The organism is Beduini sp. (genome assembly GCF_047239305.1).
In the GTDB taxonomy this organism is placed as follows: domain Bacteria; phylum Bacillota_I; class Bacilli_A; order Erysipelotrichales; family Coprobacillaceae; genus Beduini.
On the sequence record NZ_JBKTEM010000002.1, the window covers coordinates 437309 to 449403 of the forward strand.

A 12095-nucleotide genomic window follows, 5' to 3' on the forward strand; every position below is an offset into this window, starting at 1 on the left:
CTTTTCAAGGAAATGTTTCTTACATAAAACCGCTCAGAAGCAATACTCCCACTACTAATACAAGAAGACGTACATATTTATTTTCCATACCTTGCCTCCTATTGTTTATCTACTATAAGCATAAAATAATGATGATGTGAAATCAATGTAGAAAAATGTCACAATCTTTTGGCATAAATCGTATTAGGATATTTACTGAGGTTCTGCCATGCGATAACCAACCCCGACTTCTGTAAAAATATATTGCGGATCAGCTGGGTTTGTCTCTAATTTACGGCGAATGTTTGCCATGTTGACACGGAGGATTTGATTATCGTCAGGAGCATAGGGACCCCAAATTTGTTTGATAATGAAGTCATAGGTTAATACTTTCCCGGCATTTTTGGCAAGCAGAGAAACTAACTTATATTCAATTTGAGTAAGATGAATATCTTTGTCTGCGAGCGTGATGCGGCGTTTATCAAAATCGATCAGCAATTCTTTATAGTGATAATGAGAGGGATTCAAATGATCGAAATGACGAAAAGTTGTTCGGATTCTAGCTAGAAGTTCTTCTGTTCCAAAAGGCTTGGTAATGTAGTCATCAGCGCCTAAGTCCAGTGCTTCTACTTTTTGTTTTTCGTCGGTACGTGCGGAAATAATAATGATTGGGATTGTGGTATGCCCTTTAACGTATTTTAATATATCAATGCCATCTATATCCGGCAGTCCTAAATCTAATAAGATTAGATCAACGACATTGGATTGAAGATAGTCCAATGCTTTTTTTCCCTTCAAAAATTTACAGGTTTCATAGTGGTGAGCCTGTAAGGTAGTCGATACAAAATTGCATATATTGATTTCGTCTTCAATAATCATAATTTTAGCTTTCATAAGATTGACCTCCTAATGGTAATAAGAAAGTAAACTGAGTTCCCAGTGGATTCTTTTTCGCAGAGATTTCTCCGTCATGGGCAAGAATAATGGTCTTACAGATCGATAGACCGATTCCCATTCCTTTAGAAGCATCATTACTGCGATAAGAATCAAAGATGGTTTCCATATCTTCGGTATCAAACCCCACCCCGTAATCAATAATATCAAAAACTGCGTGAGTATCTGTTTTAGTGACAATAAGTTCAATTGGCTGAGTAGACTTAGCATATTTAATGGCATTCTCGATTAGATTAATAATAACCTGTTCAATTAAAGTGGCATCCATCGGCACCAGTAAATATTCATCAGGTACCGTGACTTTTATTTGTGTTTCAGGGTAGCGCTTTTTAACGCGGGTGATCGATTCCGCCGCAATCTCTTCGACCGCTTCTGCTGTCTTGGTTACTTTTGTTTCTTCCTGACGAATGCGAGTCACGGATAGAAGATTTTCTACCATGTGCAAAAGCCAGTTGGAATCTTCATGAATACTTGCTACTAAACGATCACGTTCTTTTTGACTTAAATGTTCTTTTGCTTCGATATAAGTTGCACTTGCACCAATCATGTTTGTCAGCGGTGTTCTCAGATCATGAGAAATGGCACGCAATAGGTTAGCTCTCATCTTTTCTTTTTCCGTTTCAACACTTAAACGATGATGAGTATCCTGAAGCACCTGTTTTTCTAAATTCATTGCGGATTGCTGAACGATTAAAGAAAGATAAGTTAAAGAAGTATCGCTATTTAAATCCTTGATTCCCACTACACCAAGTTGATCCAATGGCAGATATGTATAGCTATGATCTTTAAAAATTGTCTGTTCTTTTAAAACATGAGCGATGCTGGTTTTGACGGAAAATTCTTCAAAGCAGGCAGGATCGCAGGTAGATGTCTGCTTCTTTATATCCTCATATTCAAAGTAGATCAGACAATCACGATGCAGCAGAGTATGAATATAGGCTAGTGTAATATCAATGGTCTGATCACTGTCTTTAGAAATCAGTAATGAACGGTTGAAATCATTTAAACGTACCATCATCATTTCCCGCTCATTGGCAATCCTTGTCTGCTCTTTGGCATGTGCCGTAATGGTACTGCAAAAAATTGAGATAAGCAACAGCCCGATGAATGTTAAAGGATAGCCTGACAAGGTAAAATTAATTTTAAAATATGGATAAGTAAAAAGGAAATTGATCGCAAAAACAGAAAATACAGATGCGATCACACCCCATCGATAGCCGGAGGTATAACGTGAAATGAGAACGATAAAGAAAATATAGGAAATAGAGGTATTCGCGGGATTATTGGTAAAGAGGGTAAACAGCTGAGCGATCATCGTTGCACATCCCATCGCAATGATTGTGATCAGCAGATCTTTTGATTTGTTCATTTTATCACCTATTATCATTATATACATTTACATCTATTAAGCAAAAGTAAATCGTGTGAATGTGGATTAAGATGTTGTTAAGATAAAGTCAATTTTGTTGAGTTAAAAATTATTTGGGAATACACTGTTAGCGTAGGGAGTGAGAAAAATGCGTATCTTTAAAAAACTCGGACCGGGGCGAATCATCTCATTGGGATTTGCTGGCGTTATTTTGCTGGGCGCCTTTTTATTATGGCTGCCAATCAGTGCAAATGAAGGCATTCATGTTTCATTGATCGATGCTTTGTTTACCTCAACGAGTGCAGTCTGTGTCACCGGATTGATTGCCGTTGATACCGCAGATACATTTAATTTATTCGGACAAATCGTCGTTGCCGCATTGATTCAAATCGGAGGCTTAGGCGTTACCAGTATTGGGGTAGGCTTTATTATTCTTGCCGGTAAAAAGGTAGGAATCAAAAGCCGAATTTTAGTCAGAGAAGCAATGAATTTAGATTCGTTAGGGGGCATTGTGAAACTGGTAAAAGCCATTTTACTGATGACACTGACTTTTGAAAGCATCGGTGCAGTATTAAGCTTTATTACTTTTTCAAAGGATTATCCTTTCCTTCAAGCGGTATGGATCAGTATCTTTCATTCCATCGCCGCATTTAATAACTCAGGGTTTGATATACTAGGCGGATTGCAGAATCTAATTCCTTATCAAAACAATGTATTATTGAATTTAACCACCTGTGGACTCATCATCTTTGGCGGCTTAGGATTCTTGGTTATTTTAGATATCATGAAAAAACGTTCATTTAAAAAATTGACTCTGCATTCAAAAGTAGTCATCGTGACTTCAGTTTTCTTATTAGTAATCGGTACAATTGGCATTAAATGTACAGAGAACATTACATGGCTGGGAGCCTTCTTTAACTCTACTTCAGCAAGAACCGCCGGTTTTAGTACATTTCCATTGGGACAGTTTTCAAATGCAACTTTATTTATATTAATTATTTTAATGTTTGTCGGAGCTTCTCCGGGATCTACCGGGGGCGGGATCAAGACAACAACAGCCTATATTTTATTTAAACATGTCATCAGCATTGCGAAAAATAAAAACTGCAGCACCTTTAAACGTGAAATCAGCAATGATACCATCACCAAGGCAAATATCATCTTGCTTTTAGGACTGTCAGTCGTTGTCTTTGTGACACTAGGTATTACGATCTTACAGCCGGAGTTTTCTTTTATTCATGTACTGACAGAAGTGACCAGTGCTTTTGGTACAGTTGGATTATCTGCCGGGATTACAACCAGTTTAAATGTAGTCAGCAAATTACTGATTATTCTCACTATGTTCATCGGTCGTTTAGGACCGCTGACAATCGCATCACTTTGGTCATTCAATGAAAAATCCGGAGTGCATTATTCAAAAGAGACAATTACTATAGGATAGGTGGAAAAGAGTATGAAACAAACAATTGAATATGGAATCATTGGATTAGGTCGCTTTGGCATGGCACTAGCTATGGCACTTGCCAATAACGGAAAAGAAGTACTTGTTATAGATAATAATGAGTCTAAAATAAAAGATATTCGAGATTTTGTAGAAGAAGCATTGGTTGTTGATCATTTAACCAAGGAAAGCTTGATAGAAGCGGGTATTCAAAATTGTCAGACAGTTATTGTCTGTATCGGTCAGCAGATTGATAAAAGTATTCTGGTAACATTAAATGTGATTTCGATGGGAGTTCCGCGGGTAATCGCCAAAGCTATCAGTGAAGATCAAGGCTTTGTTTTAAAAAAGATTGGTGCAGAAGTCGTTTATCCAGAAAAAGATATGGCGTGTCGTTTAGCGAATCGACTATTGTATTCTACCTTATCGGATTTTATTGAATTAGATGAGAACATTGCAATCTTTGAAGTGATCGTCACGGAAATTTTAATTGGCAAAAAGATTTTAGAAGCGTCATTAAGACAGCAGTATCACTTGAATATTATTGCGGTGCGTCATGACCATGAAACTACGGTTGAATTCACTCCCGACTATGTTTTCCAAACCGGCGATAAATTATATGTAGTTGGGAAAAAGAGTGACATCAAACGTTTTGAGACTTATTTAGGATATTGAGAAAAAGCAGGCAGATAGCAGATATTGCCTGTTTTTTTTGTTGTGGAAAAATAATGCAAATTTCGTGTAATGAATAGACAAGATTTATTCAAAAAGTTATACTACTAATAGTGGGAAAACCCGGATTAAAGGAGGATATAGATATGTGGGGTATTATCGCAACATGGCGAATGGCAGTTGAAGGAATCACTAAAGCAAAAGAAGAATTAGAAACTGGCGGAGATGCCGGAGACGCTATTGAAACAGCAATTCGAGAAGTAGAGGACTTCCCTTATTATAAATCAGTAGGCTATGGCGGGCTGCCTAATGAAGAAATGGAAGTGGAATTAGATGCTGCATTTATGGACGGGAATACATTAAGCATTGGTGCGGTAGCGGCTATCAAGGATTTTGCTAATCCTGTTTCAATAGCTAAACGCTTAGCCGAAGAAAAAGTAAATAACGTATTAGTTGCCGAGGGGGCAGAAAAGTTTGCTCATAAAGAAGGTTTTGAACGTAAAAATATGCTGAGTGATCGTGCAAAGATTCATTATCGTAAACGTATAAAAGAATTGAGTCAGGAAATCAAGCCTTATTCAGGGCATGACACGGTGGGAATGGTCTGCTTGGATCAAAGTGGTAAAATAACAGCAGCGACTTCTACCAGCGGACTTTTCATGAAGAAAAAAGGGCGTGTCGGGGATTCACCGATTGCCGGATCTGGTTTTTATGCGGATTCGGAGGTAGGCGGAGCCAGTGCAACCGGATTAGGAGAAGATCTGATGAAAGGATGTATCTCTTATGAGATCGTACGCCTGATGAAAGAAGGAATGCATCCGCAGCTAGCCTGTGAAACAGCAGTGAATAAACTGCATGCGGAACTGACAAAACGCCGTGGTGAGGCAGGTGATTTATCGGTAATCGCGATGAATAACGAAGGAGAATGGGGCGTTGCCACCAACATTGAAGGATTCTCTTTTGCTGTAGCGACTCAAAAAGAAGCTCCTACAGTTTATCTGACTAAAAATGTAGATGGACATTGTATTCACGAAGTAGCAAGTCAGGAATGGCTGGATAATTATATGCGTACCAGAATGGCACCTTTAGAGGAATAATATGGAAAAGCAAATATTAAAAAAAATAGACCAACTGCAGGATCGTCTTATTCAAGATATTAAGAGAATGGTTCAGATCGATAGTGTTGAACAGCCTGCCGTGCTTGATGCCCCTTTTGGTGAAGGGGTAAAAAGGGCACTGATGGAGGCACTGACAATCAGTCAGGAATTAGGCTTTAAAACCACCAATATGGATCACTATATCGGTTATGCCTCTTGGGGAGAAAGCACAGATTATATATGTGCAATCGGACATTTAGATGTTGTACCTGTTGGGACAGGATGGAAACATCCCCCATTTAGTGCATTTGAGGAAGATGGCTTTATATATGGACGAGGTGTGTTAGATAATAAGGGCCCTATTCTTAGCTGCTTATATGCATTATATGCATTAAAAGAATTAGGCATTGAGATGGAAAAGGAAGTACGTATCATTTTTGGCTGTGATGAAGAGACAGGCTTCAAAGATTTAGAATACTATCTTTCTAAAGAACAGCCGCCGGTGATGGGATTTACTCCGGATTGTAAGTATCCGGTTGTTTATGGAGAACGCGGACGTGCCGTTATCCGTATTACTGCCCCTCTTAAACAGCATCAGAAGTTCTTTGATTATCTGAATACTTATTTCATGAACACCAAAAACAATGGTGAAACACTTGGCATTGACTTTAGAGATCAGGAATTCGGCATGCTGGAAATGAGAGGCTATCATTTAGATAGTGATGATCAGCATCTCTATTTTGATTTTACTTTAAGTTACCCTTCCGGGGTTACTTTAGAGATTTTGATGGATAAAATCAAGGAAACATGTCCGTTCAGCTGTGAATGTACAAAACATTATTTACCGGTTCGCTTTGAAAAAGACAGCTTCTTAGTGCGTTCATTGCAGAAAGCCTATGAAGAAGTAACTAGGAAAGATGGGACACCGGTCACAACAACAGGCGGGACTTATGCAAAGCTGATGCCAAATATCGTTCCTTTTGGACCAAGCTTCCCCGGACAAAAGGGTATCGCTCATCTGCCGAATGAATGGATGAAGATCGAAGATATCATTGCGAACGCAAAAATATATGCATTAAGTTTCTATTATCTAAATGCCAAGAAAGGAAATAAATAATATGGAAAAGATCGTTGAGATTTGCTGCGGAAGCTATTATGACGCAAAAATGGCAGCATTGGGCGGTGCGAAAAGAATTGAGTTAAACAGCGCACTGCATTTAGGGGGATTAACCCCTTCATTGGCTAGTTTAAAATTGGTTAAAGAAGAATTTGATCTTAATGTCATCTGCATGGTGCGACCACGTGGGGCAGGATTCAATTATAATGAAGAAGATTTCAAAGTGATGTTGCTAGATGCTGAACTATTGATGCAAAATCATGCGGATGGTTTAGCATTTGGAATATTGAATGCCGAAGGTGAAGTGGATATTGAACGCAATCGTCAGATCATCACTATCATTAAAAAATACAATGGAACGGCTGTGTTCCACCGTGCCTTTGATTGTGTGAAAGATCCTTTTGCGACGATGGAAGCATTGATTGCTTTAGGCGTTGACCGTGTGTTAACGAGCGGACTTGAAGCAAAAGCAATGGACGGGAAAGAAATGATTAAACAGCTTCAGGAAAAATTTAACGGGCGCATTGAGATTTTAGCCGGAAGCGGCATCAATGCGACAAATGCGAATGAAATGATTGCCTATACCGGCATTCATCAAGTGCATAGTTCATGCAAAGACTGGCTGAGTGATTCAACCACTTCAGCGAATGGTGTGACGTATGCCTATGCAGACGAAGCCCATCATAATGACTATGATGTGGTATCATTAGAGTTAGTCAAAAAGATCGTAGAAACTGTAAATAAATAGAAAATATAAAAATCATCGAAAACTATCGATGATTTTTTTTATTCAATAATAATATTCTGAGATTTTATAAGGCGTCTTAACTGATACCCAATCAGCAAACCGACAAAATTTAAAAGGATATCAAGTAAATCAAAAATCCCCAGTGAGAAAATATATTGAATTGCTTCAATCCCAAACAACATGCCAATACTTAAAAAAACAGTCTTTACATTTAATCGTTTAATGAATAAACCCATCGGTATAAACAAAAAGAGATTAATCAAAGCGGCAGTTGTATCATAACGCAGATAGTCAATGAGTTTAAAAACATTCCATTCACAGCCCCTGATGCCAACACTTTTAAAAAACAAGATAAAGATTAAACTAAGGCGATCCGGTTATTAAATTTTTATGTATTTTTCTTCTAATAACTGATTAAAAACAGTCATATAATATATTTCGCCAAGAATTAAATATACAATTACAAAATATGGTGTATTGATAAACTTAAACAGACAGAAGGAGCGAATATCAAATAAATATGAATAGATAACCCTTCTATAAATCAGATAATTAGGAATAAGTGTTAAAATAAAGAGACCAGCTAAAATCATGAGACGTTTAAATTTCATAACGCTGACTCCTTTAAATACTGACGTGCTTCAATTAAGTCATGATGTGGGTAAAGCAGATTGCCTTCATTAAATAGATAGTCGATATAGGTTAGACAGGCGTGTTCTAAAGAATGGGTTAATGAAGCTTTAAGGGCTTGCAGATAAGGTGCTTCCCCTGCTTGATCCCAAGCCATCTTATCCGCTAAAAATAAAATCATATCCAGCTTTGTTGGGTGTTTATGCAGTGTGGTATGACAAGCTATTGCTGAAAGGAGCATTGGATCATTGAATTGAAAATAATCTTGTGCAATCAAGGCAGATATTTTTTGATGAAGTAAAAAAGGATATTTTTCTTCCGCAGGGTCAATATCCTGCTGATTTTCTTTCATCAACACTAACATGTCTTCAGGTTTTATAATAGCACTGATGTCATGCAGCAAACCACAAACAAAAGCAGATTGTGAATCAATAGAATAAGCGAGTGCTAAATCTTGAGCCACCTTAGCCACCTGCTGAACATGCTCCCATGTTTTTTCTTTATGATGCAGACAAAGCAAGTTTTTACAATCCTCTCTCAAATCGATTCGTGTCAATAAAGGCGTAAGATAGGAATAGTCGGTTAAATCAATGTGCATGGTGAGTACCTCCGTTTTTATTTTATCATAGATTCATCTTTCTTTAACACTTTAAAAATCATTTTTATATATCAGGTCTGTATCTTATAAATAGAAAAAAAGAGATTAGATGATACTTATGAGTTACATCCAATGTGGAGGATTAGGAATATTGTATGTGAAAAATGGAGTGGAGACAAAAAATATTTATATTGATTTACTTGCTGTGGCAATTAAAATAGCAGATATTGAAAAGGAGACTATTCTTTATAACCAGCCAAGACAAGGTGAGCTTTATATTGGAATGTATATCAGTATTGCTTATGGCATAGAAATTTTGATGAAATTTCTGTCTTAAACTTGTAAAAGGGGCAGTTTATTACTCATTCACCATTGATATATATTCTGCGAAAATAAAACTAAAAGAAATTGCTGATAAGTATAAAGCGAATAGTAGGCAATAAGCACGAAAGATGTTAAAGGAGTGTGAAAATTCACAATAATTCATACCTCTTTCCTTATATTAGTGCTACAATAAAAGTAATTGGAGTATAGTAAATGGGGAGGGGATTAAAATGAAATATTGCCCATACTGTCATAATAAACTTTATGAGAATGATGATTATTGTCTAAACTGCGGGCGAATGCTGAAAAAGAAAAGAGCACTCAACCGATTTGATCATATTGAGACAACGTTTAAACCAAGAGAATTTGATACAGCTAAAGTGACACCTAAGGTGAAATTAAACGACTTTAATCATATAGAACAATATAGTGCACATACATCGGCAGAAAAAATGTTTAATAAATTAATGAATGGTCAAAATTTTCGCAGCACTAAAATGACAGACCATGAGATGACCGAGCTTAATAAGATGGCATCGAAACAAAATACAATTGCGATAACCGTCATTGTACTGGTAGTCATTTTAATATTTTTCATACGATTTATAACCGTATTCTTTTAAAAGATCGAAAGATCTTTTTCTTTTAAACATATTTAACTTTCATATGAAATAAGATTGACTAATAAATAAAAGAATGATATATTTTAATTGCAAGTAAAATATAAAATAGTTTCATATGAAAGTGAGGAAATAGAATGGAAGCTTATTTTGGGCATTTAACGAAAAGAATGGAAGCTTTTAGAGAAGATGTATTAAGCCAAAAACCATATGTTGATGCAACACGTGCCGTTTTAGCGACAGAGAGTTATAAGGAACATGCAGATCAGCCAACAATATTAAAACGAGCCTATATGCTGAAAAATATATTAGAGAATATGAAGATCTTTATTGAAGAGGATACGCTTATTGTAGGAAATCAAGCATCAAGTAATCGTTCAGCACCGATTTTTCCTGAATATGCCATGGATTGGGTTATTGCGGAATTAGATGAGTTTGAAAAAAGGGATGGAGATGTCTTTTATATTACGGAGGAAACAAAGGAACAGCTGCGAGAGATTGCCCCGTTCTGGTATCATAATACTACTAAAGACAAGGGCTTGGCGGCAATGCCAAAAGAAAGCCGATTGTTTTATGATTTGGGAATTATTAAAGCAGAAGGAAATATTACTTCCGGTGATGCTCATTTAGCGGTGGATTATGGCATGATTATGCAGCATGGCTTAAAATATTATGAGGATTACACAAAAGAAATGCTGGCAAAGCTGGATTTAACTGATTTTTGTGTATTGAAACAGTATCATTTTTATCAGGCAATCTTAATCGTGATTGAAGCCGTTCGTAATTTTGCCCAAAGATATCAGCAGTTAGCTAAACAAAAGGCAATTGAAACACAAGATGTAAAGCGAAAAGAAGAACTCAATAAAATTGCCCAAATGATGGGGAAAGTTCCTTATCTATCTGCCGATAATTTTTATGAGGCGATTCAATCAATGTGGCTGGTTCATCTAGTACTGCAAATTGAATCAAATGGGCATTCTTTATCTTATGGCAGAATGGATCAGTATCTGTTTGCTTACTATCAAAAAGATATCGATCAAGGTATTCTGACAAGTGAAGAAGCTGTCGAACTGCTGACGAATTTATGGATTAAAACGTATACAATTAATAAAATTCGCAGTTGGTCACATACACAGTTCAGTGCTGGAAGTCCTTTATATCAGAATGTTACAATCGGCGGACAAACAACCGATCATCAGGATGCAGTAAACCCACTTACTTATTTGATCTTAAAGAGTGTGGCACAGACGAAGCTGCCTCAGCCTAATTTGACAGTGCGCTATCATGCCGGGTTAGATGAGGATTTTATGAAAGAATGTATTGAAATGATTCGGTTAGGAACAGGAATGCCGGCATTTAATAATGATGAGATTATCATTCCGTCTTTTATTGATCGTGGCATCAGTGAAAAAGATGCTTATAACTATAGTGCGATTGGCTGCGTGGAAGTAGCTGTACCCGGAAAATGGGGATACCGTTGTACAGGAATGAGCTTTATTAACTTTCCTAAATCATTGCTGATTGTGATGAATGATGGAGTAGATCCAAAAAGCGGTAAAAAATTAGTGGAAGGATCAGGACATTTCACAGCGATGCAAAGATATGAAGAACTCGAAGCAGCTTGGGATAAAGTGATTCGTCAAATTACACGTCACAGTGTTATTATTGAAAATACCTGTGATCTCGTATTGGAAGCGGATGTCCCTGATGTACTATGCTCTGCTTTAACTAAAGATTGTATCGGACGTGGAAAGACATTAAAAGAAGGCGGTGCAATTTATGACTTCATCAGTGGATTGCAAGTGGGAATTGCCAATCTGGCGGATTCCTTAGCCGCAATTAAACAATGTGTATTTGAAATGAAATGGATAACACCTGCACAGCTATGGGAGGTGTTAATGAATGATTTTAGTGGTGAAGAAGGGGCGCGCATTCAAAAGATGCTGCTGGCAGCACCAAAATACGGAAATGATGACGATTATGTAGATTTACTGGTGACTAAAGCTTACCAGAGCTATATTGATGAAGTAGTGAAATATCCAAATACCCGTTTTCAAAGAGGTCCTATTGGGGGAACTCGCTATGCCGGAACATCATCTATTTCTGCCAATGTCGGACAGGGGTTAGGCACTATGGCGACACCTGACGGACGTCATGCCTATACACCATTAGCAGAGGGCTGCTCACCTACTCACGCAATGGATATACATGGACCAACCGCCGTATTTAAATCCGTGTCAAAACTGCCGACAAAAGAGATTACCGGTGGTGTTCTGCTTAATCAAAAAGTAACACCGCAGGTTTTAGAAAAAGAAGAAGACAGAGAAAAACTGATTTTCTTATTAAGAACTTTCTTCAATCGTCTGCATGGCTTCCATGTTCAATATAATGTAGTGTCACGTGACACCTTGATCGATGCTCAGATCCATCCTGAACAGCATCGTGATCTGATTGTACGTGTGGCTGGATACTCAGCGTTCTTCAATGTTTTATCAAAGACGACTCAAGATGACATCATTGCCCGTACGGAGCATATACTATAGGAG

General features: G+C 37.4%; 13 protein-coding genes. 8 read left to right on the plus strand and 5 right to left on the minus strand.

Annotated elements, in window-relative coordinates:
• Positions 1-192 precede the first annotated feature (192 nt).
• Together ACLRVU_RS05855 and ACLRVU_RS05860 are read right to left on the minus strand one after the other, a co-directional pair.
• Entirely contained in the window at positions 193-873 is a 681-nt protein-coding gene (locus tag ACLRVU_RS05855) for a response regulator transcription factor (protein WP_147552251.1), read from the minus strand.
• A complete protein-coding gene (locus tag ACLRVU_RS05860) occupies positions 863-2302 on the minus strand; it encodes a DUF4118 domain-containing protein (RefSeq protein WP_412891108.1) in 1440 nt (479 codons plus the stop codon). The genes ACLRVU_RS05855 and ACLRVU_RS05860 overlap by 11 nt, the downstream gene beginning before the upstream one ends.
• A 148-nt stretch (positions 2303-2450) precedes the next feature.
• Between ACLRVU_RS05860 and ACLRVU_RS05865 the strand changes: the two genes are divergently transcribed.
• The 5 genes from ACLRVU_RS05865 (at position 2451) to ACLRVU_RS05885 (ending at position 7377) form a co-directional block, all read left to right on the plus strand.
• A complete protein-coding gene (locus ACLRVU_RS05865) occupies positions 2451-3743 on the plus strand; it encodes a TrkH family potassium uptake protein (RefSeq protein WP_412891109.1) in 1293 nt (430 codons plus the stop codon).
• A 12-nt stretch (positions 3744-3755) separates the two neighbouring features.
• Entirely contained in the window at positions 3756-4418 is a 663-nt protein-coding gene (locus ACLRVU_RS05870; protein ID WP_147552245.1) for a potassium channel family protein, read from the plus strand.
• A 143-nt stretch (positions 4419-4561) separates the two neighbouring features.
• Entirely contained in the window at positions 4562-5512 is a 951-nt protein-coding gene (locus ACLRVU_RS05875; RefSeq protein ID WP_412891110.1) for a N(4)-(beta-N-acetylglucosaminyl)-L-asparaginase, read from the plus strand.
• A 1-nt stretch (position 5513) separates the two neighbouring features.
• Positions 5514-6629 (plus strand): Sapep family Mn(2+)-dependent dipeptidase, encoded by a 1116-nt coding sequence (locus ACLRVU_RS05880; protein ID WP_412891111.1) that lies wholly within the window; start codon positions 5514-5516, stop codon positions 6627-6629.
• A 1-nt stretch (position 6630) separates the two neighbouring features.
• Positions 6631-7377: a copper homeostasis protein CutC gene (locus ACLRVU_RS05885; protein ID WP_412891112.1), complete on the plus strand. Its 747-nt coding sequence runs from the start codon at positions 6631-6633 to the stop codon at positions 7375-7377.
• Between the two features lie 38 nt (positions 7378-7415).
• Here the strand turns inward: ACLRVU_RS05885 and ACLRVU_RS05890 are convergent, their stop codons facing one another.
• The 3 genes from ACLRVU_RS05890 to yqeK are packed head-to-tail and all read right to left on the minus strand — an operon-like array spanning position 7416 to position 8605.
• The gene (locus ACLRVU_RS05890; protein ID WP_412891113.1) at positions 7416-7727 is read right to left on the minus strand and encodes a VanZ family protein; all 312 of its coding nucleotides are present in this window, start codon (positions 7725-7727) and stop codon (positions 7416-7418) included.
• Positions 7728-7757: 30 nt separating this feature from the next.
• Complete coding sequence (locus tag ACLRVU_RS05895; RefSeq protein WP_412891114.1) at positions 7758-7988, minus strand: hypothetical protein; 231 nt, start codon at positions 7986-7988, stop codon at positions 7758-7760.
• Entirely contained in the window at positions 7985-8605 is a 621-nt protein-coding gene (gene yqeK, locus ACLRVU_RS05900; protein WP_412891115.1) for a bis(5'-nucleosyl)-tetraphosphatase (symmetrical) YqeK, read from the minus strand. Before yqeK ends, ACLRVU_RS05895 begins: the two co-directional genes overlap by 4 nt.
• Before the next feature lie 118 nt (positions 8606-8723).
• Here yqeK and ACLRVU_RS05905 point away from each other — a divergent pair, with 118 nt between their 5' ends.
• From ACLRVU_RS05905 to ACLRVU_RS05915, 3 genes are all read left to right on the plus strand, one after another.
• Complete coding sequence (locus ACLRVU_RS05905) at positions 8724-8942, plus strand: hypothetical protein (RefSeq protein WP_412891116.1); 219 nt, start codon at positions 8724-8726, stop codon at positions 8940-8942.
• A 217-nt stretch (positions 8943-9159) separates the two neighbouring features.
• Positions 9160-9552 (plus strand): zinc ribbon domain-containing protein, encoded by a 393-nt coding sequence (locus ACLRVU_RS05910; RefSeq protein ID WP_412891117.1) that lies wholly within the window; start codon positions 9160-9162, stop codon positions 9550-9552.
• A 134-nt stretch (positions 9553-9686) separates the two neighbouring features.
• The gene (locus ACLRVU_RS05915; RefSeq protein WP_412891118.1) at positions 9687-12092 is read left to right on the plus strand and encodes a glycyl radical protein; all 2406 of its coding nucleotides are present in this window, start codon (positions 9687-9689) and stop codon (positions 12090-12092) included.
• Positions 12093-12095 lie beyond the last annotated feature (3 nt).

Coding starts and splice junctions, on each gene's coding strand:
- ACLRVU_RS05855 (WP_147552251.1), bottom strand. CDS start 873: ATGAAAGCTAAAATTATGATTATTGAAGACGAAATCAATATATGCAAT.
- ACLRVU_RS05870 (WP_147552245.1), top strand. CDS start 3,756: ATGAAACAAACAATTGAATATGGAATCATTGGATTAGGTCGCTTTGGC.
- ACLRVU_RS05895 (WP_412891114.1), bottom strand. CDS start 7,988: ATGAAATTTAAACGTCTCATGATTTTAGCTGGTCTCTTTATTTTAACA.
- yqeK (WP_412891115.1), bottom strand. CDS start 8,605: ATGCACATTGATTTAACCGACTATTCCTATCTTACGCCTTTATTGACA.
- ACLRVU_RS05910 (WP_412891117.1), top strand. CDS start 9,160: ATGAAATATTGCCCATACTGTCATAATAAACTTTATGAGAATGATGAT.
- ACLRVU_RS05915 (WP_412891118.1), top strand. CDS start 9,687: ATGGAAGCTTATTTTGGGCATTTAACGAAAAGAATGGAAGCTTTTAGA.
- ACLRVU_RS05905 (WP_412891116.1), top strand. CDS start 8,724: ATGAGTTACATCCAATGTGGAGGATTAGGAATATTGTATGTGAAAAAT.
- ACLRVU_RS05875 (WP_412891110.1), top strand. CDS start 4,562: ATGTGGGGTATTATCGCAACATGGCGAATGGCAGTTGAAGGAATCACT.
- ACLRVU_RS05885 (WP_412891112.1), top strand. CDS start 6,631: ATGGAAAAGATCGTTGAGATTTGCTGCGGAAGCTATTATGACGCAAAA.
- ACLRVU_RS05880 (WP_412891111.1), top strand. CDS start 5,514: ATGGAAAAGCAAATATTAAAAAAAATAGACCAACTGCAGGATCGTCTT.
- ACLRVU_RS05865 (WP_412891109.1), top strand. CDS start 2,451: ATGCGTATCTTTAAAAAACTCGGACCGGGGCGAATCATCTCATTGGGA.
- ACLRVU_RS05860 (WP_412891108.1), bottom strand. CDS start 2,302: ATGAACAAATCAAAAGATCTGCTGATCACAATCATTGCGATGGGATGT.